We start from the raw sequence: 26,163 nt of genomic DNA, 5'->3' as shown, positions 1-26,163 counted from the left end.
AATGCTGTGGCGAGTAGCTTAGCTACCCGTTGAACCGCTGAATTTTCGCTTTAGACAGGTTTTTTGCATCGACAAAACTTGTTTTTAGAAGAAAATCAGGGTGTTATGCTCCACCCATTACTTCCTTTCGCCGCGCCGTTATGTCTGCTCCCGTACTTACTTGTGCTATCATCGATGATGAAGAAATTAACCGGCTGACGCTGGAGCATTACATTTCCCTGACTGACTCCTTGCAGTTGGTGGCCTCGATGGACGATGCGCTGCAGGGACTGAACTATTTCCGGGCCGGTAACAAGGTGGACGTGCTGTTTCTGGACGTGCAGATGCCGCAGCTCAACGGCCTCGACCTGCTGCGGGTACTCTCAGATCCGCCCATTGTGATTCTGACCACGGCCCACGAGGATTTCGCCGTGGATGCCTTCGACTTGCGCGTAACCGATTACCTGGTAAAGCCCTTCGACTACGCCCGTTTCAGCCGGGCGGTGCAGCGGGCTTTGCAGCAGCACGCAGTGCCCGCCGCGGCTCCGGCCGCGCCGGCAGCCCCCACGGCCCCGCCCGATAACGACCTGTTTGTGAAGGTGAACAACAAGATGGTGCGCATCAACTTTGATGAGGTGCTGTACATCGAGGCCTTATCGGACTACGTTATCATCGTGACGGACAAGCAGAAATACATTGTGTACACCACCATGAAGGCCTTGGATGCCCGCCTGCCCTTCGACCACTTTGTGCGGGTGCACCGGTCCTATATTCTGAATATGCGCCGCATTGAGGCCATCGAGGATGGGGCCGCCGTAGTGCCCGGCGGGCACCATGTACCCATCGGTAAATCTTATCAGGAGGCTTTTTTTCGAAAGCTCAACCGTATTTAAGGCCAGCCTTCGGAGCTTGCCGAGCAGAGGCCCGGTCCCGCTAACCACTTGCGGGGCCGGGCCTCTGCTATTCCTGTAGGGCCGTGGCCAACTGTTCCACAGCTGTGGTAAGCAAGGTAATAAGCAGCGTAGTTGCCTCTGTAAGCTCGGCATCGAAATGCAGTTGGCTGCCGGCCTCGGCGCGGGAGTAGGGTTCCAGCACCGCAATGGATGCAGTGGTAGCCGCAATGCCCAATAGCTGCAGCGAGGGGCGAAGCTTATGAGCAATGCTACCTACCGCCGGCCAGTCGTGGGCGGCGGCGGCGGCCCGGAGCTGCTCCACGGTGGCGGGCGTATGGGTGCGGAACGAGCCGATAATCTTCTGCATAAAGATGGTGCTGCCGTGCGCCGTTTCTCGCAGGCGGGTCAGGTCGTAGAGCACTGGCTCGGCAGCAGCCAGGGTAGGCTCCGGGCTGGTGGCTGGTTTAGCGAAGGGCTGGGGTGCCGCAGGCTGGGGCAAAGGGTTGGCCTCCAATTCGGCTGCGGCGGGCTGTCGCAGGTTGGTCTCCAGCTTCCGGTAGAGGTCATCCTCTTCGAACGGTTTCGAGAGATAATCGAGGCCCGCCGCCCGGTATATCTCGTTGTCGGAGCGCATGACATTGGCCGTGAGGGCAATAACGGGGGTGTTGGCACGCTGCGGATCGGGGTGCTGGCGGAGCCGCCGGGTTACATCCAAGCCGCTCATGCCCGGCATCTGGATATCCATGAGCACCACATCGTACAGTCGGGCCTCCAACTGGGCCAGGGCCTCGTGGCCGTCGGAGGCTACGTGAGTTTCTACGTCCCAGCCCTCCAGAATCAGCATGGCTAGTTGCTGATTGACGGGGTGGTCTTCTACCAACAGCACCCGTTTGCCGCGCAGCGCATCGTAGCGGATTGGAGGTAGCGGAGTTGTTTCTGGCGGTGCCAGAATACCTTTAGGTAGGCGCAAGGTGAAGTAGAACGTGCTGCCCTGGCCTTCCTGGCTGTCAATCCACATGCGCCCGCCCAGCTGCTGTACCAAGCTGCGGCTGATAGTCAGGCCCAGGCCCGTACCCCCGAAGCGCCGCGAAATATCGGCGTAGGCCTGCGTGAAGCTCTCGAAAATAGTCTCCTGCTTATCGGCGGAGATGCCGATGCCGGTGTCGCGCACGTAAAATTCCAGCTCCAGCTCAGTGGCCGATTCGCGCAGGAGCCGCCCACCCAGCTCCACGTAACCGTGGTCGGTGAACTTGATGGCATTGCTGATGAGATTGAGCAGGATTTGGTTGAGGCGGCCTGGGTCACCAATAACCACGGGGTGGGGCAGCTGCAGGGGCTTGAGGCGGAATTCAATGCCCTTTTCCTCAGCCCGGTATACCTGGCTCTGCACCCCGTCGCGCACCGATTGGCCAATGTCAAAAGCCATTTGTTCGAGGTCCAGCTTGCCGGCTTCAATCTTGGCCACGTCCAGCACATCATTGATAACCGTAAGCAGGTGGCGTCCCGAGTTACGCAGCACGCGCAGGTGGTCCTGCTGAGCGGCATCCAGCGGTGTTTTGGCCAGCAGCCCGGCCATACCCAGAATACCATTGATAGGCGTGCGGATTTCGTGACTCATGTTGGCCAGGAAGTTCTCCTTGGCCCGCGCAGTGTTTTCGGCCTGTTCCTTGGCCCGTACCAACTCCTGCTCAGCCTGAATTCGCTCGGTAATCTCCTGGCCGTAGGCAATAACGTAGGGAGTTTCGCCGGGCTCCTCCACGCGGTAGTTGTTGTAGATCAGGTGGTGGGGCTGGCCGTCAGGGCCGTGCAAAGTGAGCAGGCCGGTGAGCTCCTGCTGCTCGTGGGCTTGCTGCAGGTACACGGCCAGCTGCTCGTGCAGGTTGGGCGTGAGCACTTGGTGTAACGAGCGACCCACCAGTTGCTCCGGCACAGCGCCTACCAGCTGGGCCGCCGCCGGGTTCACGGAAAGCAGTACCCCGTTCAGATCATGGGTGCAGATGAGCGCCTGAGAATAGTGCATCAGGTCCCGGTACTGCTTGGTGCTGCGCTCCAGCGTCTGGCGGGCGTGGCGCATTTCAGTAATATCAGTGCTCACGCCCAGCACGTTCACCGAGCCGTCGGCCCGGTAGAGGGGGCGCTTTACCGTTTGCAGCCACATAGTGGTGCCGTCGCGCAGGGTGAAGGTAGTTTCTATTACCAACTCCTTGCCCGTGCTAAGTACCTGCTCATCGGTAGTGGCGAAAGTGCGGGCCTCCTGGGCTACCGGGCTGGTAAAGTCGTCCAGGTCGACTTCCCGGTGGGCACCCAGCACAATCAGTTCATCAAAGGCCCGGTTGCTGAACAGCACCTTGCCGTGGCCATCCGTCACCCAGATAAAGCTAGGGGTGGTATCCACTACCAGCCGCACAAAGCGCTGGTTTTCCTGCAGTGAGGCCTCGCTGCGGCGCAGGCGCTCCTCGGCGGCGTAGCGCTCCGTAATGTCCACGCCGTAGCCAATTACCATGCGCACTTCATCCTGGGGACCATACACGGCCTGGAGGTGGCGGAGGGCCGTGCGGGGGCCATCGGGGGTGTCAATCTGCTCTTCCCAGCCCAGCACGCCGCGCTGCCCCACAGCCTGCTCAAATAAGCCCCGGCGGAAGATGGCCTGCTCCGGCGTGCGGCCCCGGTACGTAGCGTATTCAAAATCATCGTGCCCGATAATCCACTGGCGGAACTCCGGGTTGCGAATAGCCGCGGGATTCACAAACAGGTAGCGGTGTTGCGCGTCGAACACTACCACGTCGGCCGGGAGGTGGTTAAGCACCGTTTCGTAGAACTCCTGTTGCTCCACTAGCCGACTTTCAGCGTTTTTCAGCGGGGTAATGTCGGTAAAGTACAGGTTCACGTATTGGTCATCCACGAACGGCGCAATGGCTACCTGGTAGCAGCGGCCCCAGAACCACATTTCCCGGTTCACCAGCGGCTGGTCGCCAGCCAGGGCTTCAAGGGCCGCCTGGTACACCTGCTGAGGTAGGCCCGGCTCCAGCTGGGGCTTGAGGTACTCCTGGCGAAACTGCTCGGCCGCGAGGTTGCCATACAGCAGCCGGCCGTTGGCATGAATCCGGAGTACGGGGTTGGGGTTCTGGCCCGGAATCCGGGATAGGGAGTGCATATACTGCTCGGCGCGGCGGGCCTGGGTCACGTCGCGGAAGGACAGCAGATACCCGGCGGCCACCAGCTCGTTCTGTCCATTGAGCGGGACAAAATCCAGCTCCAGAATTGTGCTGTCGGCCAGTTCCAGGTCCTCACTGAGCACCCGCCGGCCCGCCGACAGCATGGCGGCCAGTCGTGTACGTGTGACCTCTGGCCGGGCCGACTGCGCAATGAGAGCTTCCAGAATCGGCTGCACCGGCTGCCCGGCCTCGCCCAGGCTCAGCACCTCATCCAGGCCTACCAGGTCGCAAAATTCCCTGTTGAGCAGGGCCACAGTACCGTTCTGGTGAGCTACCAACACGCCCACTCGCAAGTTCTGCGTCAGCCGCGTAATGCCATCGGTGAGGCGGGTAACGGTGCGTTGAGCCGCGGCTAGCTGCCGCCGCAGGCTTTGGATCTGCTGCTCGGCGGAGAGGCGGGCTTGGCGCTCCTGTTCCAGCTGGACCATCAGAAGTTCAAGAGTTGGGGCGGAATCGGAAGAGGAAGGCATACGGGGGCGGCGGAACAGGCTGGGGGCAAGCCACAAAGTAAAGGCAACTAACTCGGTAGAGGTGTACTGCTGAGGCGTAAGTTGTTCCAAGAAAGATACACAACGATTCGAGCCCGCCTACCGCAGCAGCAGACTACTGCCCAGCGCTACGCCCAGCCCCAGCGCCAAGCCCGCCCACACCTGAGCCGACGTATGGGCCCGCAGCTTCAGGCGGGCCCAGCCCACAGCTCCGGCCAGCACCACCGCAGCCAGGGCCCACCCCAACTCGGCGCGGCCCTGCAGACCCAGGGCCAGCAGCAGGCCCACCGCCCCGCCCATGCCCACACCATGCGCCGATATTTTCCAGCGTAGGGTAATTAAAAAGGTCAGCAGCACGGCCAGGGCCATAGCCGCCAGCCCCAGCACTAGCGGCGGGGCGGCGCCCTGCCAGTACAGCCAGCCCGCACCCGCCCCAAAGCTCAGGGCCGCCAGCCCCAGTGGCCACGCCCGTTGCTGCCGATCGGGCATTTCCAGCGAGTCAATCCGGCCAGCCCGCAGCAGGAGCAGGGCCGCCAGCGTCGGTAACAAGAAGGTGAAGATGACTATCGTCCAGAGGCGGTTGCTGTTGGCAGGCTGCTGCGCGGCCATCAGCCCGCCCAGGTAGGAAGGCACCAGCAGCGGGTGGAACGCGGCGGAAAGGAAAGCGGCTAATCGGCGGCTGAAATCCATGATCGGAACACGGCAGTTACAACGCAAAGAACGTCATGCTGCGCCTTCCGCAACATGACGTTCCTGTTATACCTGAGCCGGAAGCGAAGCACTACAGCTCCTTACGCAGGCGGGCCACCGGAATATTCAACTGCTCCCGGTACTTGGCCACCGTGCGGCGGGCAATATTGTAGCCACGGGCGTTGAGCATCTTTTCCAGCTTGTCGTCGCTAAGGGGCTTGTTTTTCTGCTCACCCTCAATGATTTCCTTCAGAATATGCTTCACCTCCCGGGAACTGGCATCCTCGCCTGAGTCGGTAGCAATGCCTTCAGAGAAGAAATACTTGAGCGGGTAGATACCAAACTCGGTTTGCACCGCTTTGGAGTTGGCCACGCGGCTCACGGTGCTGATGTCCATGCCGATTTCCTGGGCAATGTCCTTCAGAATCATGGGCCGCAGTTTGCTCTCGTCGCCCTCGGCAAAGAACTCACTCTGGTAGCGCACAATGGCGTCCATGGTACGCAATAGCGTGTTTTGGCGTTGCCGAATGGCGTCAATAAACCATTTGGCCGAGTCCAGCTTTTGCTTCACGAAGGTCACGGCCTCCTTCATCTTCTTGTCCTTCTTCGAGGCCTTATCGTAGGCCCGGAACATCTCCGTGTAGGCCGGCGACACCCGCAAATCGGGGGCGTTGCGGGTGTTGAGCGTGAGGTTGAACTGGCCGTTGTCGTGAGTCAGCAGGAAGTCGGGGATGATGTACTGCACTTTGCCCATACCCACCGGGCCGGTGCCGCCGGGCTTGGGGTTTAGTTTCAGAATCAGGGCCACGGCCTCCCGGATTTCATCGTCCTCCAGGTCCAGCTTCTGCTGAATGCGGGGATAGTGTTTCTTGGTAAACTCGTCGAAGGTTTCGGTCAGGATCTGCTCGGCGTGTTCCGTTACCTCATCTTGGGGGCGGCGCTCTAGTTGTAGCAACAGGCACTCCTGCAGGTCGCGGGCCCCAATGCCGGCCGGATCAAACGTCTGGATGATGCGCAGTACGGCCTCAATTTCGGGCACTGAAGCCTCAATATTCTGCGAAAAGGCCAGGTCGTTGGCAATGGCCGACAAGTCGCGGCGAATGTAGCCGTCCCCGTCGATGGAGCCGATGAGCTGGCGGCCAATGGCTTCCTGTTGCTCATTGAGGTTGGCGAAGCCCAGCTGGTCCAGCAGATTGTCCACCAGCGAGCCGCTGGTATCGGCCAGTGGCATCTCCCGGTCATCCTCTTCGTCGCCGGGGCCGTCGCCCTGCATTTTGTAGCCGGCTATTTCGTCGTCGTGCAGGTAGTCGCTCAGGTCTAGGTCGTCGGCCGACTCCGACTCCTTGATTTCCGAGGGCTCGTCCTTAGCGCTAAGGTCAATTTCGGGCTGCTCCTCGGTCTGGTCGTTGTCGAAATCTTCGTCCAGCGTATTGTCGGGGTTGTCAAACTCCGCGTCCGGGTCGTTGTCGAAGTCTTCGTCAGCATCATCCGAATCTTCTCGGTCCTGCTCCTCGAAATCGTCTTCCTGGTCGTCGCCTTCTTCCAGCGCCGGGTTGGCTTCCAGCTCCTCTTTAATACGGGCCTCCAGTTCCACCGTCGGAATCTGGAGGAGCTTGATAAATTGAATCTGTTGGGGGCTCAGCTTCTGGGAGAGAAGCTGCTTCATGTCCAGTCGTTGCATACTCTAAAAACGCGTACGCCCCGCCGGTTATAAAACGGGGTGGTTAGGCCAAATATAGCCCTTTCTGTACTTGGGTTCGGGGGAAAAAGTTGGGGGCAGTAGTGCGCAGCTCCGCTTCGGGCACGAGCGAAGCGAGTTCCTGTACGGTATGTTCATTCGGCGCGGTACCAACGACTCGCTTTGCTCGTGCGCGAAGCGGGAGCTTCGCGCTACATCTTCTACCTTTGTAGCTACTTTAATTTTAGCAGAACCGATTTCCCCATGTCCGACCTCCGTAGAACCAGCGTGCAGGAGTTGCTCCGCAGCACCGACCTGGACCGTGAAGTGCTGGTAAAAGGCTGGGTACGCACCCGCCGCGGCAACAAATACGTGCAGTTTATTGCCGTGAACGACGGCTCCGGCTTCAATTCTATCCAGGTAGTAGCCAATGCCGAGCAGTTTCCGGAAGAGAAGCTGAAAGCCGACGGCGTAGACAATGGGGCCGCCATAGCCGTGCGCGGCAAGCTGGTTGCCAGCCAGGGCAAGGGCCAATCGGTGGAAATTCAGGCCGAGGAAATTACCGTGTACGGCACCGCCGACCAGGACGCGTACCCGCTGCAGAAGAAGGGCCATACGCTGGAATTCCTGCGCGGTATTGCTCACCTGCGCCCTCGCACCAACACATTTGGGGCGGTGCTGCGCATCCGGCACGCCATGTCGTTTGCGGTGCACAAGTACTTCAACGACAACGGCTACTTCTACATCCACACGCCCATCATCACCGGCTCCGATGCCGAGGGTGCCGGCCAGATGTTCCGCGTTACCACCCTGTCCGACACCAAGCCGCCCCTGAACGAGGCCGGCGCGGTAGACTACAGCCAGGATTTCTTTGGCAAAGCCACCAACCTCACCGTATCGGGGCAGCTCGAAGGCGAGGTGGCGGCAATGGCGCTGGGCAAGGTGTACACCTTCGGCCCCACGTTCCGGGCCGAGAACAGCAACACGGCCCGCCACCTGGCTGAGTTCTGGATGATTGAGCCCGAAGTGGCCTTCTTCGACCTGCAGGACAACATGGACCTGGCCGAGGACTTTCTCAAAAGCCTGGTGCGCTACGCCCTGGAGCACTGCCCCGATGACCTGCAGTTCCTCAACGACCACTACGATAAGGAACTCCTCAACCGTCTGAAGTTTGTAGTGGAAAACGACTTCAAACGCCTCACCTACACCGAGGCCGTGGAAATCCTGAAAACGGCCAAGCAGAAGTTCGAATTCCCCGTGGACTGGGGCACCGATTTGCAGTCGGAGCACGAGCGGTACCTGGTGGAGAAGCACTTCAAGAAGCCGGTTATCCTCACCAACTACCCGAAGGACATCAAGGCCTTCTACATGAAGCTGGACGAGGATGGCCGCACCGTGCGCGCCATGGACGTGCTGTTCCCCGGCATCGGCGAAATCATCGGCGGCTCCCAGCGCGAGGATGATTTGCAGAAGCTGCAGCAGCGCATGCAGGAAATGCACGTGCCCGAGGAAGACCTCTGGTGGTACCTCGATACCCGCCGCTTCGGCTCAGCCCCGCACGCCGGTTTCGGCCTGGGCTTCGAGCGCCTCATCCTGTTCATCACCGGCATGGCCAACATCCGTGACGTAATTCCCTTCCCTCGCTTCCCCAAGTCGGCGGAGTTTTAGGAGTGCAGATTTTCGAAAGAAGACCAGTACGCTGTAGCGTACTGGTCTTCTTGAGGTTAAACGGTTGCCACGGAAAGCGCCGACGTTTATAAAAATCAGGAAAAACTACTCGGGGCTTAGTAAGTGGCGGCACTATATACGGGACTGATTCGCAAGATTCAGGCTGTGGATATGGATAACATTTCACTTGAGCATCGAGCGGTAAAAGCGGGAAATCAGCTAACCTAGTATAGCCTGGGCTGAGCTTCGTTTGCAGGCGGCCGTTTCGCATATACAGCAGTGCCACTCCTTTGTGAGTAACCACGGCAAGCGTATCGGGCTTGCGGTAGAGCAGCTTGGAACGGTCGAACTGGCGGCCGGTGTAGAAATAGCGGCGACTGTCTGCAACCGGCAAAACGGCTGGAATAGCTACGCTGTCAACTGCGCGGTCATTCTGATAGAGTTTAACATATCTATCAGGGGCATTTTTGGCGTTATCCCAATTCCAGGGTGGGGGCAAGCCGATACCTGTAGGAATTTTAAGGAGCACGTCCGGGTTGCGCAGGCTCACATACACGCAACCAATCATGCGGGTCAGGTGAAACTCTCGCAGCACTTTTTGCGTGGTGGCATCCAGCACTTTAAGGCAACCTTCCGTACCATCGGAGCAGAAGTAAGGCACCGATACGATATGGTAGCACCCATCAGGAGTAGTGGTGCGAATCGTATAGTTATCGTTGAACCGGCCCGGATTAAATGTCGCCGAAAACGAGAGTAATGAACATATAACTAGAGGTCTTTTCACGGTTTCTAGTTAGTGCATTGCTACCCGAAAAACCAGAGGCTCAGCAGTAATTCCGCAGCTCCTTATCATCCAACGCCAGCAGCTTATCCAGACGCAGCTCGAAGCCGTTCTATAGGCTTATTCTCGCTCTTTCTCTAGGCTGGCGCGGGCCTTCTGATACATGCGGGTGGCAAAATCAGGCTGGCTGGATTCTTCCCAAGTGGCCTGCTTCATCAGTTCCACTTTGAGTTGCTCCACGCGGGCGTTTTCGGCGTCGGTTAGCGGGTGGTACAGGTCGTAGAGGCGGTTGATGAACCGGTCGTATACCAGATTGTGGTCTGTTACCAGCATCATGATGAAGTTGCGGGACTCAATCTGCTGCCGGAAATCCAGCTGGTCCAAGGTTTCACCAGTGCGGGTGGAGTTGTCGCTGAAGGTGAAAATGGTTTCCTCCACGCCCCAATACCGCGAATCGGGCGAGAACAGCGTCTGCAGGTACGGGTTGAACTGCATCAGCGCCGCTCCGAAACTGTCGCCCGAAATCAGCAGGTTAGGCCGCTGCTGCCCGGCCCGGGCCGGCGCAAACACAATGCGCGGATAGGCCATAACATAGTTGTGGTACGGGGAGAGCAGGTTGAGGGCGCTGCTGAGGTCATTATCGGTGCCGCGCATATCCGTCTGGCTGACTTCCGGTGCACCCTCGGCCCGGAAGTCGGGCAAATCGAAGCCGCCCATCTGCTCCATCCGGCGGAACAGGGTATCGGCGGCCAGCGTGGAGCCGTACGCACTCCAGTGCGTGCCACCCTTCGGAAACAGAGCGTAGCGGGAAGTGTCTTTCCAGAGCTGAAATGCCTTGCCCAGGTCCAGCACATTGACGTGGTTGGCCTGCATTTCGCGCATGAATACTTGGTAGTTAGAAACCGGCTCCGTGGCGGAGCGCACCCAAACCGGCAAGTCCTCGGCCTGGTAACGGGCTTTATTTGGGGCCATCAAAAACAGAAACGGGATGCCCCGCTTAGCCAAATCCTGCTGCACAGTGTGCATACGGCGCACCCGGTGCCGGATTTCGGCCTCGCCCAGAAAGTCCTTGCCCAGGTAGCTGTTCACCGGGTTAGGCTGATACAGCACGTCATTGCGGCCAATAACCAGGTCGCTGGAGCGGGCCACCCGGAATAGGGAGAATGACAGCTGGTTGCGCAGCTGAATCAGCCACGTCCGAAACCCGAGCCGGTCTTCCAGATACAGCTCCAGTTGCGGCTGGTAGGTGCCCTCGTGCAGGCCCTCGGCGGTTACGTCGGGGTGAGTGGAGGTATGATACGCGCCGGCCAGGGTAGGCTCAGAGAGCCAGTGAAACTTAGCCTGCAGCGCTGGCAACAGTAGCAGCAATAGTAGGCAGCCAAATAGAAAATGCTTCATCGGTGGTGCAAAGTGGCGGGGCTAAGCCGCTAAAACCGGAAATAGATGAACGGATTGAAGCTGCTGCCCACGATGTAGCTGGTACTTAGTATAAGCAATAGAGCCGTGGCCAAGCTGAGGGCTACAGCCCGGGAGGTGCGCAACGGAGTAGCCGTGAGCATAGTAATTTCCCAGCGCTCCACGCGCGGCGCGGCGGCCATAAACGAGAACAGGGTGGCCAGCAGCATTGTGGCCCAGAACTCGACGGTGAAGTGGGGCAGGCTGGCCCAGCCGCCACCAACCATCCGCTGAATATACCCGAGCGCCAACGGTAAAGACTCTGCCCGGAACAGTACCCAGCCGATAACGGTAACTAGGAAAGTAGGCAAAATACTCAGCCCACCCAGCCGCGCGGTTACGCGGTGCAGAAACAGCCGGTCCAGAATCAGAAAAATGCCGTGGTAGGCTCCCCAAGCAATAAAATTCCAGGCGGCTCCGTGCCAGAAACCGGAGAGTATAAACACCGTGGCCAAGTTCGCATACAGCCGGGTAGGGTGTACCCGGTTGCCGCCCAGCGGAATGTATAGGTAATCACGCATCCAGCGGCCCAGCGTAATGTGCCAGCGTTGCCAAAACTCGGTGATGCTGCGCGAAATGTAGGGGTTGTTGAAGTTTTCGGGGAATTGGAACCCGATCATTCGGCCAATGCCGATAGCCATATCGGAATAGCCTGAAAAGTCAAAATATATCTGGAAGGTGTAAGCCAACGCTCCTAGCCAAGCCAGCGGCACCGATAGCTCGGCCGGCGCCAGGGCAAAAATCCGGTCGGCCTCCTGGCCCAGCACGTTGGCAATAAGCACCTTTTTAGCCAAGCCCACCACAAACCGAAACAAGCCGGCGAGCTTGTGGTCGATGGTATCGAAGGCGCGGCGGTCGGTGAGCTGGTCGGCAATTTCATGGAAGCGGACAATGGGGCCGGCAATCATCTTCGGGAACAGCATGATATACAGCATGAAGTCCCAGAAGCTGCGGAGCGGTTTGTTTACACCCCGGTACACATCAATGGTGTAGGTGAGCTTCTCAAACGTGAAAAAGGAAATACCGATGGGCAGTACCACCTTCTGCCACTGCAACGCCGGCCCGCCCAGCAGGGAGGAAAGCGCGCTGGTATTCTCCAGAAAGAAGTTGGCGTACTTAAAGTAGAACAGCATGCTCACGTTGAGCAGAATGCTGAGCCAGAGGTAGATTTTCTTCTGCCAGTCAACGGCCCGGTCCATGTAGCGGATGAGCACGAAGTTGAGTACTACCGAAGCCAGAAATAGCGCCAGAAAGGGTAACCCGCCCCACGCGTAGAATAGCAGGCTGGCCACCAAGGCCACGGTGTTCTTGAATCGAACCGGGGCGACGAAATACAGCAGCAGGAAAGCCGGCAGAAAATAAAACAGGAATAGAATACTGCTAAAAACCATGCGGGGAGCGTAACCGGGAGTCTTGGTTCCGCAAGTTACACGATGGTACCCATGTGCTGCTACCGTAGAAGCAGTTACTCAGCTAGCCGGGCTTTAGCAATAGTTGCGCAGTTCCTTGTCATCCAAAGCCAGCAGATTATCCAAACGCAACTCGAAGCCGTCCTGCAGGCGCAGGTATTCTACTTTGTCGCGGATGTAGAGGTCCTGGATGATGCCGTGGTAGGTGCTGGGCGGCGTATCGGGCTCGGTGCGATAGGTGAGGGTGCAGGGCTGGCCGGTGGTGGCGTGCGCCTCTAGCTCGTCGTAGAACGAGCAGCTGATGGGTTTATATGGGGTAGTGGCCATGGCAGCGGGAACAAAGGTCCAACTCAGCATACGCTAAACCGCCGCCCCAGGATTATGCCGCCAGCCGGTGCCCGTTCACGGCAACCAGCCAGTCCAGCCGCAGCTCGCAGCCGTCGGATAAGCAGATATAATCTACTTGGTCGCGCCGCCGGATGTGGCGCAAAATACCGCGCAGGCTAAACTCGGCCGAGGTGCCGGGCATGCGGTACACCAAGATATACGCTTGTCCTTCCCGCAGCAGAGGGCGGGGCTCAGCGGGTAGGCCGCCTCGGATTTGCTGAACGGAGGGCATAGCGGACTGAACGGATTGAACGATAAAAGGATACGGACCAGCAGCAAGAATTACGAAAAGACAATACAACCCGGTTTTCCCTCCCTACGTTGGCACAACGGCTGTGCTTACGCTTTTTACGCTGTTGTCTTATGTCCGTTGAAATAGATCTGGCCCCGGCCGATGCCCTGCAGGAAGGGGAAATGCGAAACTTTCCAGCTGCCGACGCGCAGGTGCTGTTGCTGCGCCACCACGGGCAATACGTGGCGCTAGCCCCCAACTGCCCCCACTACGGCGCACCCTTGGAAAAAGGCCGGCTGGTGGGCGAGCAACTCGTGTGCCCCTGGCACCATGCCTGCTTCCGGGTGACGGACGGCCACCTGTGCCAGCCCCCGGCCCTCGACAACCTGCCCAGCTATCCGGTACGCGTGGCCGAAGGGCGCGTGTGGGTGCAACTACCCGCCCGGCCCGCCGCCGCTTCCGACAAGCCCGACTCTACGCCCACGGCCTTGGTGGGCGGCGTGGCCCCAGCCCCCAACGCCGCCGCCCCCGATGCCCGCACGTTCGTGATTGTGGGGGGTGGGGCAGCCGGCCAGTTCGCGGCCCAAACGCTGCGCACTGAAGGCTTCGGCGGACGCATTGTGCTGGTAACGGCCGAAACCACCCCGCCCACCGACCGCACCAAGCTCAGTAAAGCCTATCTGGCCGGCAAAGCCACCGATAAAAACCTGCCGTTGCGCAAGCCGGATTTCTATGATCAGCACCAGATTGAGCTACTCCTCGACACCCGCGCCACCGGCCTCAATCTGCACACTCGCCAGCTGCGCCTGAGTGGCCGGGGGCCTCTGCACTATGATGCGCTCCTGCTGGCCCCGGGTAGCACGGCCAACGCATTGCCTAAGCTGCCCGGCCACGAACTGGCAGGCGTATTCACGTTGCGCTCCGCGCCGGACGCCGCCGCTCTGAAGCAGGCAGCTGCCAAGGTCAAGCGGATTGTCATCATCGGGAGCAGTTTTATTGGGATGGAAGCGGCCGCCAGCCTGGCTACCGAAGAGCGGCACATTACCGTAGTGGCCCAGGAAGCGGAGCCGCTGCAGAAAGTGCTGGGACCAAAAATTGGCCGGATGTACCGCAACCTCTACCGCCGGCACGGGGTGCGCTTTAAAACGGAAGCCGAGGTGCAAGCGCTGGAAGGCGAAAACGGCCACGTAGCCGGGGTGCGACTGGCCACGGGGCAGCTTCTGCCGGCCGAGTTGGTAGTGCTGGGCGTAGGGGTACGACCCGCCACTGAGTTTCTGGCGGAGGCATTTGACCTGGAAAAAGACGGGGGCCTGCGGGTGGATGCTCACTTATGCGCCGCCAAACACGTGTATGCCGCCGGCGACGTAGCCCGGTTTCCGCTGCCAGTCGGGTTGGGGCAGCACCGCATTGAGCATTGGCGCGTGGCTCAGCAGCAAGGGGCCTATGCCGCTCGCAATATGATGGGCCAGAAAGTACCCTACCAGGAAGTACCGTTTTTCTGGACGCAGCAGTTCGGCAAGAGCCTGCGCTACGCGGGTCACGCCGAAGCCTGGGACGAGGTTATCTTCCACGGCGACGTGCGCCGACACAAATTCCTGGCCCTGTATGCTTACCAGAACAAGCTGGTAGCCGCCGCCGGCATGCAGCACGATGACGATATGATTTGCATTGAGGAGCTGATGCGCCGTGGCCAGATGCCCACGCCCACCGCTGCCCGCCGCAAGCTCGACTGGGCGCGCTTACTCACTAAAAGTCAGCAGTAACTCTAGGGCTAGCGCGCCAACCGGAAGGCAGAGCGCCTACCCTGGTCCAAACCGGATACGGAAGGTGGCACCCTCGCCGGGGCGGCTATCCACTTCTATTTTTCCGCCGCTGGCTTCCACAATGCGGTTGACGAGGTACAGGCCCACGCCGGTACCCGCCGTGTGGGTATGCAGGCGGCGGAACAGATGAAACAGCTCAGCTCCGTAGCGGGCGGCATCAAAGCCTAGGCCATTATCCTCAACCAGTAGCACCGGCTGGCCCCGCTCCACCCACGTGGACACGTGCACGCGGGCGGGCCGAGCGGGGTCGGCGTACTTCAGGGAGTTGCCCACGAGGTTGAGCAGGATGGTGCGCAGGTTGGCGCGGGCAAAGGATATGGCCGGCCACGCCCCAAAATCGGTGGTGATGCGCGCCTGGGTGGCCCGTACCTGCGGCTCCAGTACCGTCAGTACTTCCTCCATCAGTTCTGCCAGCAGTACCTTTTCGGCCGCGGCGTGCCGCAACTGCTGAGCTTGGCCCAGGGCCGCCAAATCGTCGATGGTCACGCGCAGCTGCTGCAGGGCTTCCTGCACCATGGGTACCAGCACTTGCTCCTCCTCAGCATTATTAAACGTGCTGCTGGCCAGAACTTCGTCAAACAAACCCTCCAAGTTGTTCACGGGCTGCTTCAAATCGTGAGAAGCCGCGTACACAAAGTTGTCCAGGTCTTGGTTGGTGCGCGTGAGTTGCTCGTTGGCCTGCTTTAGCTCGGTAATATCAATGGCGGAACCCACGTAGCCGTACAACTCGCCGTCGGCCAGAAAGCTTGGTGCCCCTTGGGCCAGCAGCCAGCGGTACTGCCCATCGTGGCGCAGCATGCGGTGTTCCAGCACGTAGGGCACCCGCTGAGTAATAGCATGCAGCAGGGTTTGTTGGGTACTGCTAAGCTCATCGGGGTGGAGGTAAGGGGTCCAGCCGATGGCCAGGTATTCTTCCTCAGTTTGCAGCCCCACAAAATCCAGGAAGGCCCGGTTGATGTAGCGGATGGAGCCATCCGGGTGCACTGCCCATACCTGGTTGGGTGCCACATCGGCCATAATCCGGAAGCGGGCCTCACTTTCCCGCAGCTCAGCGGCGTATGCCTCCAAGCGCTGCTGGGCCAGAATAAGGTCCGTTACGTCGGTAGCCGTGTTGAGTATGCCGTACACCTTGCCCTGCGCATCCGGCAATGGCGTGAATGTGTAATTGAAATAGAAGGGTTGCAGAATTCCATTCACCACTATTTCTACGCGCTGGTTGCGTCGGTGAACTGCTTCCCCAGTCCGGAGTACGTGGTGCAGTTCCTCGAATACCGACTGATCGGCCAGCTCAGGCATTAAGTCCGTGAACCGCTGACCTATCACATCTGGGCCTTTGCCCCAGGCCGCCAGAATAGCTTCGTTAGCTAATTGAATACGTAGTTCAGGACCCACGTACACACCCATGGGAAAAGGAGCATCCTTTACTATGTCGTGCAACCGTTGCTCACTCTCCTGCAGCCGTAGCTGCGCTTGCACCTGCTCGGCCTCCCGCAGCTCCCGCTCCCGTACTTGCGCCGTTACATCGTAGGCAAATACCGATATGCCCACAATGCGGTTATCCTCGCGGTAGGCCTGATACGTGAAGTTGAAGTAAAACAGCTGCTGGCTTCCATCAGGCTGGATGAGACTGGCCGGTAATTCCCGGCCTACAAAGGTTTCTCCCGTTTGAAATACGTTATCCAGTAATTCTGAAAAGCCTTGTGTTACGGTATCCGGCTGCACTTCGGCAACGGTACGGCCCCGCATATTGCGGCCCGGAAATACGCGCTGGTAGGCTTGGTTGTGGTACTCTATGCGGTGCTCCGGCCCGCGTAGTAGTGCAATGCAGGCCGGGGTCTGCTCAAATACTTGGTAAAATGTCTCGCGGGCCTGGAGCTGACGTTGGGCGCTGGCCAATACCTCCGCCTGCAGCGTTTCGGCTTGATGACGGGCCGCCACCTGCTGGGTAATTTCGGTAGCCACCACAATCACGCCCGTTACCTCCCCTTGCTCATTACGCCACGGCTGGTACACAAAATCAAAGTACACTGGGGCCCGCTGGCCTTTGCGCGTTAGCTCCGCCGACAGCTCTTTGGCCACAAACGGTTTCCCGGTGCGTAGCACATCCGCCAGCAGTTGCTCGTAGCCCAGCCCGCTGGCTTCGGGCACGGCCTGAAACAACGGCTTGTTGAGTATTTCCGGCGCGGTTTTGCCCCACAGCTCCAGGTGAGCCGGGTTGGCCAGCCGAATCACATGGTCTGGCCCCTCGAAGATGGCAATGGCCACCGGGGCCTGCTCAAAAATAGTCATGAGCTCCACCCGGCCACGCTCCGCTTCGGCCCGCGCGGCAATTTCCCCGGCCCGGCTCTCGCGCAAGGCCTGCTCTACCACGTTGCGGTCCTGCTCCTGGCTAAAGCTGAAACTCACCAGCAGCAGTTGGCCCAGGCGCCGGCCATTCACCCGGCAATACGCATCGTAGCCGCCGGCGCGGTAGTTCAGCTCAAAATGCCGGGGCTGCTCGGAGCCGTAAGCCGCACAGTGAAAGGTAAACGCCTCGAATGGGGGCTCTTCCGGAAAAACCTGCCGGTAAGTGAGCGTAGGCTGCGCCGGTAGGCTAAGCAGGTGCTGCGCGGCGGCGTTCAGGTACACAAAGGCAAAATCCACGATGGTGTCCGCCTCGTCGGTAAGAGGCGCGTAGCACACCACCCCGCTCACCGAAAGGTCGAGCAGAGCCGGTAGAAACTCATCGGGAGAGGTACCTGGAACAGAGAAATTCACGCCGCCAAAGTAGCCAGAATTATGCAAGAAGGAGCATTTAGAGGGCTGATTTACCGTTACCTGCTCGTCGCTCTCTTAGTTTCGGTAGTCGGCCGCTTTACGGTTTTTGGAGGGCGGCTGTTGTCTTGTCAGATTTTGTTAGTTGCACGCCAGTCAGCGGCCTGCTATGTGCCCGAAAACACGTATCCCGCAGTTCCACCGCCCCGGTAAGTAGGCTAGGTGTGGAACTGCGGGATAACTGCGAGATGCTTACGAGCGGTTAGTGCTTGCCTTTGCCGTGGCCCCGGCCGTTGCCGTTACTAGGCCCGCCGTAGCCAAGCTTCTTAGCCTGGCCGGGAGGCAGGCCCTTGCCATTTTCCAGGCGCTTCACCTGGCCGGGGGGCAGGCTGGCCGGATACATCTGGCGGTGGCGGCCGATGAGCGTCCAGGGTTGAGCGCCCACGTAATCAATAACTACCGGATGGAAGCTAGTGGGGTTGTAGCCGCTGATGGAGCCTACGCGTGTCCAGCGGCCGTCGCGCTGCACAATGTACTGTTGGTCGCGTACGTCGTAGTAGCCGCCGTACTCAGGCACATAGTAGTATTGCTTGCCGGCTGGCACAGCCGGGCCCCAGGAGGGCGGGTTTACATTGATGGTAACCTGTGCCTGGGCCGTTTCGGCTACGCCAGCCAAGGAAAACGTGAGCAAGCCGGCCAGGGCAATTTTAGGAAGGAGTTGCATGGTGAGTGGGCTTTGGGGAGAAAAAGAATGGGAGAGGTGTAAGCCCGGTTGCAAGAACGGGGCCAGGTTGCGGCCGGCTGTAAACCAGGCTCGGCCACAAAGCCCTTAACGCAGCCGTCAAATGTTTGGTTAAAGGCCGGTTATCAACAAAAAAGCGCCCGGCCATGAGCCAAGCGCTTTCGAGGTTCATCAGGAAAAGGCTGCTATTCCTGCACTCGGCCCCGGCGGCCACCGGGGCCCCAGCCGCCGGGGCTCGGCTGGTTGCCGGGGCTCGGCTGGCCTTGTTGGTTTTGCTGAGAATAGCCCCCCTGGTTGTCGTAGCGGCCGTTGCGGTTATCGTCCCGGTCGTCGTTTCGGTTGTAGCGGTTGTCCCGGCCGTCCCGGTCATAGCGTCCGTCCCGGTCGTTGCGGTAGTCCCGGTAACCGTCCCGGTCCCGGTAGCCGTTTTGGCCGTAGCCGCCCTGGCCGTAGGGGCGGTTGCCGTAGTAGCCGGGGCCATAGCCGGGCCGGGGCGGGGCCACCACGTAGCCGCGGCCGGGCCAGTTGCTACCGTAGTAGCGGCCGGGACGTACGCCCCATTGGTCGCAGTAGCGGCGGTGGTCACGCAGGTAGCCCCAGGGCTGGCGCCCCACGTACTGAATGGCTACCGGGTGGAAAAAGCGCGGGTCGTAGCCGGCGTACATGCGGGGCAGCACCGGCGAGCTTACCCAGGCGCCGTAGCCGGGGTCAAAGAACAGGTACGACTGATTGTAAATATCGTAGTACCCATCAATTTCCGGAATGTAGTAGTACTGCACATTGGGCGGTACGGCCGGGCCCCAGTACGGCGTGTTAATATTCACGTGCACCTGCGCCTGCGTTTTGCCGCTGTAGAGCAGCAACCCCAGGGCCAGTACAAAGCCGGTTTTCAGCAGAGTTTTCATGGATGCAAAAAGGCAAAAGGCGTTCGGGAGCTACTTGTGCAAAAGCCGCACCATAATTTTGTAACTGGCTTTGGGTTCAATAAAGAACTTGTACTCTGGGTGGGACATTTCGGCGGGCAGCGTTGTTACAGGCTATCTGCGCTTATCCGGGCTCAGGCGCACCCCAAGATCAGCCGCGCTAAAATGGCTGGCAATTAAACTACTAAGGGTAGCCTGCCGGGCCTGTTTTACGTACTTTTGCAGACTTATCCGCTCCGCTGCCGCATGGCCAAAAAAACAACTGCTGCCTCTACTTCCTCCACTGCTAAGCCAACGGCTCCGAAAGCTGCCCGTTCGGCCAAGGCACCCAAAGCGGCCGCGCCGGTAGCTCCCGAGGCTTCGGTTGCTGCCGCACCTCCCCGCAAAGCCCCAAAAACAGCCAAAGCTCCCAAAACCACGGCTGCGGCCGTGGCCGATGGCAATAACCACCACAGCACCGCTGCTGTGCAGGCCGTACCCCGCCAGGAGCAAATAAACGAGGCGGTGCTGGAAAATCAGGCCCGCATTGTAGGACAGCTACTCGGCCCCGCCGACTTGGAAGCGCCATACATTGAAGTATACGGCGCCCGGGAACACAACCTCAAGAATGTATCGGTGCAGATTCCGCGCGGGCGGCTGGTAGTGTTCACCGGCATTTCGGGCTCAGGTAAGTCGTCGTTGGCATTTGATACGATTTACGCGGAGGGCCAGCGCCGCTACATGGAAACGTTTTCGGCCTACGCCCGCAGCTTTATGGGCGGGCTGGAGCGCCCCGACGTGGACAAGATTGAGGGCTTGTCGCCGGTTATCAGCATCGAGCAGAAAACCACCTCGCGCAACCCCCGCTCCACGGTAGGCACCATCACCGAAATCTACGACTTCCTGCGCCTGCTCTACGCCCGCACCGCCGAGGCCTTCAGCTACGCCACAGGCCAGAAGATGATCCGGCAGAGCGACGACCAGATTATCAACTACATTCTGAAGGAGTACGACGGCAAGAAGCTGGTGGTGCTGGCCCCGGTGGTGAAGGGCCGCAAAGGCCACTACCGGGAGCTGTTTCAGCAGATTGCCAAGCTGGGCTTCACCAAGGTGCGCGTCGATGGCGAGCTGCTCGACATCACGCCCAAGATGCAGGTGGACCGCTACAAAATCCACGACATCGAAATTGTCATCGACCGGCTGGTGGTGAAGGAAGAGGACCGGTTCCGCCTCAGCGGCTCGGTGCAGAATGCCCTCACCCAAGGCAAAGGCACCATGCTGGTACTGGACGCCGACAAGAAGAAGGACAACACCCAGTTCTTCTCCCGCTTCCTGATGGACCCGGCCACCGGCATTGCCTACGACGACCCGGCTCCCAACACGTTCAGCTTCAACTCGCCCTACGGCGCCTGCCCCACCTGCAACGGCCTGGGTGAGGTGCAGGAAATCACCGAGGAAACGGTGATGCCCGACAAGAAGCTCAGCATCAGCCGCGGCGGCATTGCGCCTTTAGGTGAGTACCGGGACATCTGGATTTTCCAGCAGCTCAGCCTCATTGTCAAGAAGCACAAAGCCAGCCTGAGCACGCCCATCGAAAAGCTGCCCGCCGACCTGATTGAGCGACTGTTGCACGGCGTGCCCGAAGACGAGGATGCCGACCCCAAAAAGGCCAACTACGTTGAGCCATTTGAGGGTATCATTCCCTTCCTGCGCCGCCAAATGGAATCGGAATCCGATAACATTCGGGAGTGGATTCAGCAGTACACCCAAGCCAAGGAGTGCCCCGAGTGCCACGGCTACCGCCTCAAGAAAGAGTCGTTGCACTTCAAGATTGACGGCCGCCACATTGGTGAATTGTCGGTGCTGGATTTGAACGAGTTAGCCGCGTGGTTTGAAGGCCTGGAAGACCGGCTTTCGGAGCGTCAGAACCTGATTGCCCGGGAGCTTCTGAAGGAAATCCGGAAACGCATCGGCTTCCTGTTGGAAGTGGGCCTCGACTACCTGAACCTGCACCGCTCGGTGCGTACGCTCTCGGGCGGCGAGTCGCAGCGTATCCGCCTGGCCACCCAGATTGGTACCCAGCTGGTGGGCGTGCTCTACATCATGGACGAGCCCAGCATCGGCTTGCACCAGCGCGACAACGAGCGGCTCATCAAGGCCCTGCAGCACCTGCGCGACTTAGGTAACTCGGTGATTGTGGTGGAGCACGACAAGGACATGATCCTGCACGCTGACCACGTGCTGGACATCGGCCCCGGCGCGGGCATTCACGGCGGGCAGATTGTGGCCGCCGGTACACCCACCGAAATCTTCACTAGCGGCTCGCTTACCTCGCAATATCTCAGCGGGCAGAAGCACATTGAGCTACGCAAGAAGAAGCGGGCCGGCGAAGGCAACGACTTGGTGCTAAAGGGTGCCAAAGGCCACAACCTCAAGAACGTGACGGCCAAGTTCCCGCTGGGTAAGCTTATTGCCGTTACGGGCGTGTCGGGCTCGGGCAAGTCCTCGCTCATTCACGATACGCTGTACCCCATCCTCAACCAGCACTTCTTCAACGCCAAGCGCGAGCCGCTGCAGTATGAGAAGATCGAGGGGCTGGAGTTCATCGATAAGGTAATTGAGGTGGATCAGTCGCCGATTGGGCGCACGCCGCGCTCCAACCCGGCCACCTACACCGGCGTGTTCACCGAAATCCGCCAGCTGTTTGCCAACCTGCCCGAGGCCAAAATCCGCGGGTACGGGCCTGGCCGCTTCTCCTTCAACGTGAAGGGCGGGCGCTGCGAAACCTGCGAGGGGGCCGGTATGCGCACCATCGAAATGAACTTCCTGCCCGACGTGCACGTGCCTTGCGAAACCTGCAAAGGCCGCCGCTACAACCGGGAAACCCTGGAGGTCCGCTTCAAGGGTAAGAGCATTACTGACGTGCTGGACATGACGGTGGAAAAGGCCGTAGAATTCTTCGAGTTCCAGCCTCGCATCCTGCGCAAAATCCAAACGCTGAACGAAGTAGGGCTGGGCTACCTCACGCTGGGCCAGCAAGCCACCACGCTATCCGGCGGCGAGGCCCAGCGCGTGAAGCTGGCCACCGAGCTCAGCAAGAAGGACACTGGCAAAACGTTCTACATCCTCGACGAGCCCACCACCGGCCTGCATTTCGAGGACATCAACCACCTCTCCGTGGTGCTGCACAAACTCGCCGACAAGGGCAACACCGTGCTCATCATCGAGCACAACCTCGACCTGATTAAGGTAGCCGACCACATCATCGACATCGGGCCCGAAGGTGGCGCGGGCGGCGGTACGATTGTGGCGCAAGGTACGCCCGAGCAGGTAGCCAAAGCCGGCAAGGGCCACACCAGCCGCTTCCTGGCCGAGGAGCTAAAAGTGAGTAAGTACGCGGAGGCATCTTAGCGGACACGGAGTATGAGGATTGCAACAACTGCCGGGATTATTTGAAATAGTCCCGGCAGTTTGTATTTTCAGCCGTTCCCTCCGCAATTCCCTCCGCATGAAAGTTCTCGTATTTCCGGCCTTGCTGGCCATTGCCATCGTAACGTCGCCGCCCAAACCGTTTGCGCCTAAGCCTACCGGGCCAGCCTCAGCCGCCACCGCAACTGTTCAACCGGCCGCTTCCGCCAACTGCCTGGACAATCCGAATCAAGCCCTTACGGCTCACCGTTAATTAGGTACGCTAACCCTCAATACAGAATGGGCCCTTCACTCCTGGAAGTGAAGGGCCCATTCTGTATTGAGGCCAATAAGGCGGCGCTTACTCCCGGTGTTCCACGGCGGCGCTCATTTTCTGGGCCATCTCCAGGTGATGCTGCAGCACGGGCACCTGCTTGGTGGCAAAGGCCTTGATTTCGGGGTCGGAGGCGCGCACGGAGGCTTCCGTGAATTCCTTCACGTCCTCCTTGTGGTCCTTCACCATTTCCTTCAGGTACTCCTGATCCATTTTTACTCCGGTTTCTTCGGTTACGTCTTGGTACACCTTCTTATGGTCGTCGCCGAGGGCTGTAGGGAGGGTAATGTTCTTTTTGGCGGCCAGAGCCATCAGTTCGGCGTTGGCTTTGGTATGGTCGTTCACCATGCTGGTGGCAAATTCTTTGCCCTCGGCGGTAGTTGCCTTGGCTACTACGGCTTTACCCAACTCTACTTCCAGCATACCGCCACTAGCGGCTTTCGTCATAAACTCCGTGTCGAAATCCATGGCGTCCTTCTTCACTTCACCGCTTTCGGTGTTGGAGGTCCTGGCGTCGTTCTTGGCTTCGTTTTGTTCTTGGGCCTGCTTCACCGAGTCGTTGGAGTTACAGGAAGCAGTGGCCGTCAGCAGAGCAGCGGCTGCTAGGGGCAAAAAGAGGGCTTTCATGTGCGTGAGGGTTGAGGGGAACGTAAAAACAAAAACCGCCTGCTCCGGCGGGCGGAACAGGCGGTTATACGGAAGCTGCCGCTTACATGCTACCGTTGTGCTGCTTAAACATGGCCAAGTGGGCTTGTACCACCGGCAGCGTTTTGGTAATGAAGCCTTGCAGGTCGGTATCCTGGGTCATTTTCTGGTGCGCTACCATGGTATTCACTGTCTTTTGGTGGTCCAGAAGCATCTGCTGCATAAACTTCGTTTCCAGCTCCTTGCCCAATAGATTACGCATCTGGTCGGCAATGGCCTTGTGCTCGGCATCCATATCGGATGGCAGGGTTACGCCCTTTTTCTGCGCTATGGGCTTCAGGTCCGCCGTCGATTTGGTGTGGTCGGTAATCATCTTGTTGGCGTGGTCTTTTGCCATACCGGTCACTCCTTTTTCCAGCGCCAGCTTGCTGAGCTGAATTTCGTTCTGGTCGCTATGAGCGGCCGACTGCATAAACTCAGCATCAGTAGCGTGCGGGGCGGTGGGGCCGTTGGCGGCCATAGCCGTGTCGGCGGTACCCGAGTTGGCCGTCCCGGTGCCGTTATCGGCGGGGGTAGGGGTGGCCGTTACATCGGGAGCTTTGGTATCAGCGGCGTTGCCGGTGGCATCATTGTTAGGCGCATTGCAGGCGCCAAGGCTCAGTAAACCGCAGCAAGCGGCCGAGAAAAGAATGCGTTTCATAGCGGAAAGGTTGGAGGGAAAAGAGCAGATAAAGCAAGGTTCAGCGCGAAGCCGGCGCTGTGGTTGAGTCGGCGGCGGCAGCGGAGTCGGCGTTGGCCGTAACGGTGGGGCCGGCGTTGTTGTCAATCACTACAGCGTCGGCTTGTACCCCGCCGTCCTGAGCGGCTTTATCCATGTCGCTTACGGCTTCGCCGGCGGTACCATCAGTGCGTTTATCAGCACCGTTGCAGCTGGCCAGCAGCAGGCCGGCACTCAGGGTCAGAAAAGGAAGAAAGCGGAATTTCATGTTTCAGAAAAAGGTGAAGTGGAAAGAATAGGAGGGGAGAGAGGATTAAGGAGCAAGTTTGTCATGCAGCGCACTGGCTGCCCGGTTTAGATCTTTAAGCGTAGCTACCTGCCGGGCTGCCAGGGCCCGGATATTGGCATCATACGCATCGTCGGTCATGTCGTCGGTGGCATCCTCATCGGTATCCAGCGTGCTGCGGAGGGCTTTATCGTAGGCTTCATCAAAGGCCTTTCCGTTCAGGGCCGTTAGCTCACCCGCCTGTTTGGCCTGGGCGAAGCCCAGGCCGGTGGGCAGCACCAGGTTTTTCTGCTGGGCCAGCGCCTGCAGACTGCTGAGCAAGGTGGTGGCTTGCGCCGCCACGTTTTGGGCGGTATAACGGGTATCGGGGGCCGCTGCTTTGCGCTGAGCCAGCTGGCTGATTTCAAGGAGCAGCATTTTGCGGCTGGCGGAGTGTACCAGAAACTCCGCGTCCTTGATCTGTCGTTTCGTTACGGCTTCTTCCCCGATGCGCTTCTCGTTCTGGAAGGTGGCGGCAAACACGGGGTCCTTGTTACTCTCGGCCTGTGAGCAGGCTACCGCTCCGAGCAATAGCAGAAAGCCTACGCGGCTGAAAATGAACATGGTTGAGCTTGCTAGGGGGTAAACAGTGCGTGTGAAAAACTATACGCGACTCGTGAAATGGGGTTGACTACAGAATTTTTAAAAAAAGTTCCCGAGGCCATTAAACTCTGCCGTAGCTTCAAACTCCAACCCACCGAAAGAGCTCTTCCCCATCACCGCTTCGTCTTGTCTTCACGCCTTACTCTTCTCCTCTCATGAAACGCTCTGCATTCCGCGCCCTAGGCTTCACGGCCCTCACCTGCTTCAGCCTGCTGGCTACCTCCTGCGACAAATCCAACGACCCGCAGTCAACCGCCGATGCCGCCGTATCGGCCGAGGACCAAAGCCTGGCCGAAGACGAAAATGCTTCCGTGGCGGATATGGTGGATGCCGCCTCGCCCGCCGATGTCACCGTGAACGGTAGCCCCGCCGGGGAGTCGGCCGACCTGGGCCGCGTGGCAGGCTCCTGCCTTACCCGCACCTACGATGCTGCCACCCGCACCCTTACCCTGGATTTCGGCTCAACCAACTGCGTAGGGCCAAACGGCGTAGCCCGGCGGGGCAAAATTGTAGCCGTATTCAGCGGGCCATACCGGCAGGCGGGCTCCACTGTTACAATCAATCTGGTAAACTACTACCGCAACGACAACCTGCATACTGGTACCCGCACTATCACCAACCTGGGCCAGGGCTCCTGGAGCCTGGACGTGCAGAATGCCAGCATTACCACTACCGCAGGTACCCATTCCTGGGCTTCGCAACGGATATACACCCGAACGGCCGGTTTCGGTACCCGCACTATTACGGATGATGAATACAGCGTAACGGGTCAGACCTCCGGTACCAACCGCAAAGGCGTCAGCTACACGGCTACCATTCAGCAGCCCCTTATCAAGAAGTTCCAGGCCGGCTGCGCCCGTACCTTTGTGGCCGGTACAGTAAAGGTGCTCACCTCGAAAGAGAAAGAACTGCTGCTAAACTACGACCCCACCGGCACCCAGGCCTGCGACAATATTGCCAGCATCACCGTGAACGGCGTAACCCGTACCATTCGGGTAGGCGGGCGGCTGTAGACGCCGCGCTTGTTATGCTAA

General features: G+C 59.3%; 21 protein-coding genes. 6 read left to right on the top strand and 15 right to left on the bottom strand.

The features are described from left to right. The first annotated feature begins 140 nt into the window (after positions 1-140). The gene (locus tag LF252_RS17445; protein ID WP_226270869.1) at positions 141-872 is read left to right on the top strand and encodes a LytR/AlgR family response regulator transcription factor; all 732 of its coding nucleotides are present in this window, start codon (positions 141-143) and stop codon (positions 870-872) included. Positions 873-939: 67 nt separating this feature from the next. Here LF252_RS17445 and LF252_RS17440 read toward each other — a convergent pair whose 3' ends face one another. The 3 genes from LF252_RS17440 to rpoN all read right to left on the bottom strand — a co-directional run bounded on the left by LF252_RS17440 (position 940) and on the right by rpoN (position 6,946). Further along, positions 940-4,515, bottom strand: coding sequence for a PAS domain S-box protein (locus tag LF252_RS17440; protein WP_226270868.1), 3,576 nt, complete (start codon positions 4,513-4,515; stop codon positions 940-942). A 159-nt stretch (positions 4,516-4,674) separates the two neighbouring features. Further along, entirely contained in the window at positions 4,675-5,265 is a 591-nt protein-coding gene (locus tag LF252_RS17435) for a hypothetical protein (protein ID WP_226270867.1), read from the bottom strand. A 91-nt stretch (positions 5,266-5,356) separates the two neighbouring features. Further along, on the bottom strand, positions 5,357-6,946 hold the full coding sequence (gene rpoN, locus LF252_RS17430; protein ID WP_226270866.1) for an RNA polymerase factor sigma-54: 1,590 nt from the start codon (positions 6,944-6,946) through the stop codon (positions 5,357-5,359). A gap of 261 nt (positions 6,947-7,207) precedes the next feature. Between rpoN and asnS the strand changes: the two genes are divergently transcribed. After that, positions 7,208-8,611, top strand: coding sequence for an asparagine--tRNA ligase (gene asnS / locus LF252_RS17425; RefSeq protein ID WP_226270865.1), 1,404 nt, complete (start codon positions 7,208-7,210; stop codon positions 8,609-8,611). Here the strand turns inward: asnS and LF252_RS17420 are convergent. From LF252_RS17420 to LF252_RS17400, 5 genes are all read right to left on the bottom strand, one after another. Then, positions 8,544-9,395, bottom strand: coding sequence for a hypothetical protein (locus LF252_RS17420; RefSeq protein WP_226270864.1), 852 nt, complete (start codon positions 9,393-9,395; stop codon positions 8,544-8,546). The genes asnS and LF252_RS17420 overlap by 68 nt on opposite strands. 117 nt (positions 9,396-9,512) lie before the next feature. Further along, on the bottom strand, positions 9,513-10,790 hold the full coding sequence (locus tag LF252_RS17415; RefSeq protein ID WP_226270863.1) for an alginate O-acetyltransferase AlgX-related protein: 1,278 nt from the start codon (positions 10,788-10,790) through the stop codon (positions 9,513-9,515). A gap of 29 nt (positions 10,791-10,819) precedes the next feature. Further along, on the bottom strand, positions 10,820-12,238 hold the full coding sequence (locus LF252_RS17410) for an MBOAT family O-acyltransferase (RefSeq protein WP_226270862.1): 1,419 nt from the start codon (positions 12,236-12,238) through the stop codon (positions 10,820-10,822). A gap of 93 nt (positions 12,239-12,331) precedes the next feature. Continuing rightward, the gene (locus LF252_RS17405; protein WP_226270861.1) at positions 12,332-12,583 is read right to left on the bottom strand and encodes a hypothetical protein; all 252 of its coding nucleotides are present in this window, start codon (positions 12,581-12,583) and stop codon (positions 12,332-12,334) included. 52 nt (positions 12,584-12,635) lie between these two features. Then, positions 12,636-12,875, bottom strand: a complete 240-nt coding sequence (locus LF252_RS17400; RefSeq protein ID WP_226270860.1) for a hypothetical protein — start codon at positions 12,873-12,875, stop codon at positions 12,636-12,638. A 131-nt stretch (positions 12,876-13,006) separates the two neighbouring features. Here LF252_RS17400 and LF252_RS17395 point away from each other — a divergent pair, with 131 nt between their 5' ends. Further along, positions 13,007-14,638, top strand: coding sequence for an FAD-dependent oxidoreductase (locus LF252_RS17395; protein ID WP_226270859.1), 1,632 nt, complete (start codon positions 13,007-13,009; stop codon positions 14,636-14,638). A gap of 36 nt (positions 14,639-14,674) precedes the next feature. Here LF252_RS17395 and LF252_RS17390 read toward each other — a convergent pair whose 3' ends face one another. The 3 genes from LF252_RS17390 to LF252_RS17380 form a co-directional block, all read right to left on the bottom strand. Next, positions 14,675-17,455, bottom strand: coding sequence for a PAS domain-containing sensor histidine kinase (locus tag LF252_RS17390; protein WP_226270858.1), 2,781 nt, complete (start codon positions 17,453-17,455; stop codon positions 14,675-14,677). Between the two features lie 259 nt (positions 17,456-17,714). Beyond that, positions 17,715-18,176, bottom strand: coding sequence for a hypothetical protein (locus tag LF252_RS17385; protein WP_226270857.1), 462 nt, complete (start codon positions 18,174-18,176; stop codon positions 17,715-17,717). 203 nt (positions 18,177-18,379) lie between these two features. Then, a complete protein-coding gene (locus LF252_RS17380) occupies positions 18,380-19,099 on the bottom strand; it encodes a hypothetical protein (RefSeq protein WP_226270856.1) in 720 nt (239 codons plus the stop codon). 264 nt (positions 19,100-19,363) lie between these two features. On the opposite strand from LF252_RS17380, the gene uvrA reads away from it, so the two are divergent. Next, positions 19,364-22,507, top strand: a complete 3,144-nt coding sequence (uvrA, locus tag LF252_RS17375; RefSeq protein WP_226270855.1) for an excinuclease ABC subunit UvrA — start codon at positions 19,364-19,366, stop codon at positions 22,505-22,507. A 97-nt stretch (positions 22,508-22,604) separates the two neighbouring features. After that, a complete protein-coding gene (locus LF252_RS17370) occupies positions 22,605-22,778 on the top strand; it encodes a hypothetical protein (RefSeq protein ID WP_226270854.1) in 174 nt (57 codons plus the stop codon). An 87-nt stretch (positions 22,779-22,865) separates the two neighbouring features. On the opposite strand, the gene LF252_RS17365 is transcribed toward LF252_RS17370, so the two are convergent. From LF252_RS17365 to LF252_RS17350, 4 genes are all read right to left on the bottom strand, one after another. After that, on the bottom strand, positions 22,866-23,465 hold the full coding sequence (locus tag LF252_RS17365) for a DUF4142 domain-containing protein (protein ID WP_226270853.1): 600 nt from the start codon (positions 23,463-23,465) through the stop codon (positions 22,866-22,868). A gap of 82 nt (positions 23,466-23,547) precedes the next feature. Beyond that, complete coding sequence (locus LF252_RS17360) at positions 23,548-24,183, bottom strand: DUF4142 domain-containing protein (protein WP_226270852.1); 636 nt, start codon at positions 24,181-24,183, stop codon at positions 23,548-23,550. A 40-nt stretch (positions 24,184-24,223) separates the two neighbouring features. Further along, complete coding sequence (locus LF252_RS17355) at positions 24,224-24,469, bottom strand: hypothetical protein (protein ID WP_226270851.1); 246 nt, start codon at positions 24,467-24,469, stop codon at positions 24,224-24,226. A gap of 45 nt (positions 24,470-24,514) precedes the next feature. Continuing rightward, the gene (locus tag LF252_RS17350) at positions 24,515-25,090 is read right to left on the bottom strand and encodes a DUF4142 domain-containing protein (protein WP_226270850.1); all 576 of its coding nucleotides are present in this window, start codon (positions 25,088-25,090) and stop codon (positions 24,515-24,517) included. A gap of 194 nt (positions 25,091-25,284) precedes the next feature. Between LF252_RS17350 and LF252_RS17345 the strand changes: the two genes are divergently transcribed. Beyond that, positions 25,285-26,142, top strand: coding sequence for a hypothetical protein (locus LF252_RS17345; protein WP_226270849.1), 858 nt, complete (start codon positions 25,285-25,287; stop codon positions 26,140-26,142). Positions 26,143-26,163 lie beyond the last annotated feature (21 nt).

It is taken from the genome of Hymenobacter pini (assembly GCF_020421205.1).
Taxonomy (GTDB): Bacteria; Bacteroidota; Bacteroidia; order Cytophagales; family Hymenobacteraceae; genus Hymenobacter; species Hymenobacter pini.
Note: the sequence above shows the minus strand (reverse complement) of the source record. Positions and strands in the feature narration are given on the sequence as shown.

What these genes read in the sequence shown, in the direction of transcription:
- LF252_RS17435 (WP_226270867.1), bottom strand. Translation starts at nt 5,265, where the DNA reads ATGGATTTCAGCCGCCGATTAGCCGCTTTCCTTTCCGCCGCGTTCCAC.
- LF252_RS17365 (WP_226270853.1), bottom strand. Translation starts at nt 23,465, where the DNA reads ATGAAAGCCCTCTTTTTGCCCCTAGCAGCCGCTGCTCTGCTGACGGCC.
- uvrA (WP_226270855.1), top strand. Translation starts at nt 19,364, where the DNA reads ATGGCCAAAAAAACAACTGCTGCCTCTACTTCCTCCACTGCTAAGCCA.
- LF252_RS17445 (WP_226270869.1), top strand. Translation starts at nt 141, where the DNA reads ATGTCTGCTCCCGTACTTACTTGTGCTATCATCGATGATGAAGAAATT.
- asnS (WP_226270865.1), top strand. Translation starts at nt 7,208, where the DNA reads ATGTCCGACCTCCGTAGAACCAGCGTGCAGGAGTTGCTCCGCAGCACC.
- LF252_RS17415 (WP_226270863.1), bottom strand. Translation starts at nt 10,790, where the DNA reads ATGAAGCATTTTCTATTTGGCTGCCTACTATTGCTGCTACTGTTGCCA.
- LF252_RS17405 (WP_226270861.1), bottom strand. Translation starts at nt 12,583, where the DNA reads ATGGCCACTACCCCATATAAACCCATCAGCTGCTCGTTCTACGACGAG.
- rpoN (WP_226270866.1), bottom strand. Translation starts at nt 6,946, where the DNA reads ATGCAACGACTGGACATGAAGCAGCTTCTCTCCCAGAAGCTGAGCCCC.
- LF252_RS17410 (WP_226270862.1), bottom strand. Translation starts at nt 12,238, where the DNA reads ATGGTTTTTAGCAGTATTCTATTCCTGTTTTATTTTCTGCCGGCTTTC.
- LF252_RS17370 (WP_226270854.1), top strand. Translation starts at nt 22,605, where the DNA reads ATGAAAGTTCTCGTATTTCCGGCCTTGCTGGCCATTGCCATCGTAACG.
- LF252_RS17395 (WP_226270859.1), top strand. Translation starts at nt 13,007, where the DNA reads ATGTCCGTTGAAATAGATCTGGCCCCGGCCGATGCCCTGCAGGAAGGG.
- LF252_RS17380 (WP_226270856.1), bottom strand. Translation starts at nt 19,099, where the DNA reads ATGAAAACTCTGCTGAAAACCGGCTTTGTACTGGCCCTGGGGTTGCTG.
- LF252_RS17400 (WP_226270860.1), bottom strand. Translation starts at nt 12,875, where the DNA reads ATGCCCTCCGTTCAGCAAATCCGAGGCGGCCTACCCGCTGAGCCCCGC.
- LF252_RS17345 (WP_226270849.1), top strand. Translation starts at nt 25,285, where the DNA reads ATGAAACGCTCTGCATTCCGCGCCCTAGGCTTCACGGCCCTCACCTGC.
- LF252_RS17440 (WP_226270868.1), bottom strand. Translation starts at nt 4,515, where the DNA reads ATGGTCCAGCTGGAACAGGAGCGCCAAGCCCGCCTCTCCGCCGAGCAG.
- LF252_RS17355 (WP_226270851.1), bottom strand. Translation starts at nt 24,469, where the DNA reads ATGAAATTCCGCTTTCTTCCTTTTCTGACCCTGAGTGCCGGCCTGCTG.
- LF252_RS17385 (WP_226270857.1), bottom strand. Translation starts at nt 18,176, where the DNA reads ATGCAACTCCTTCCTAAAATTGCCCTGGCCGGCTTGCTCACGTTTTCC.
- LF252_RS17350 (WP_226270850.1), bottom strand. Translation starts at nt 25,090, where the DNA reads ATGTTCATTTTCAGCCGCGTAGGCTTTCTGCTATTGCTCGGAGCGGTA.
- LF252_RS17360 (WP_226270852.1), bottom strand. Translation starts at nt 24,183, where the DNA reads ATGAAACGCATTCTTTTCTCGGCCGCTTGCTGCGGTTTACTGAGCCTT.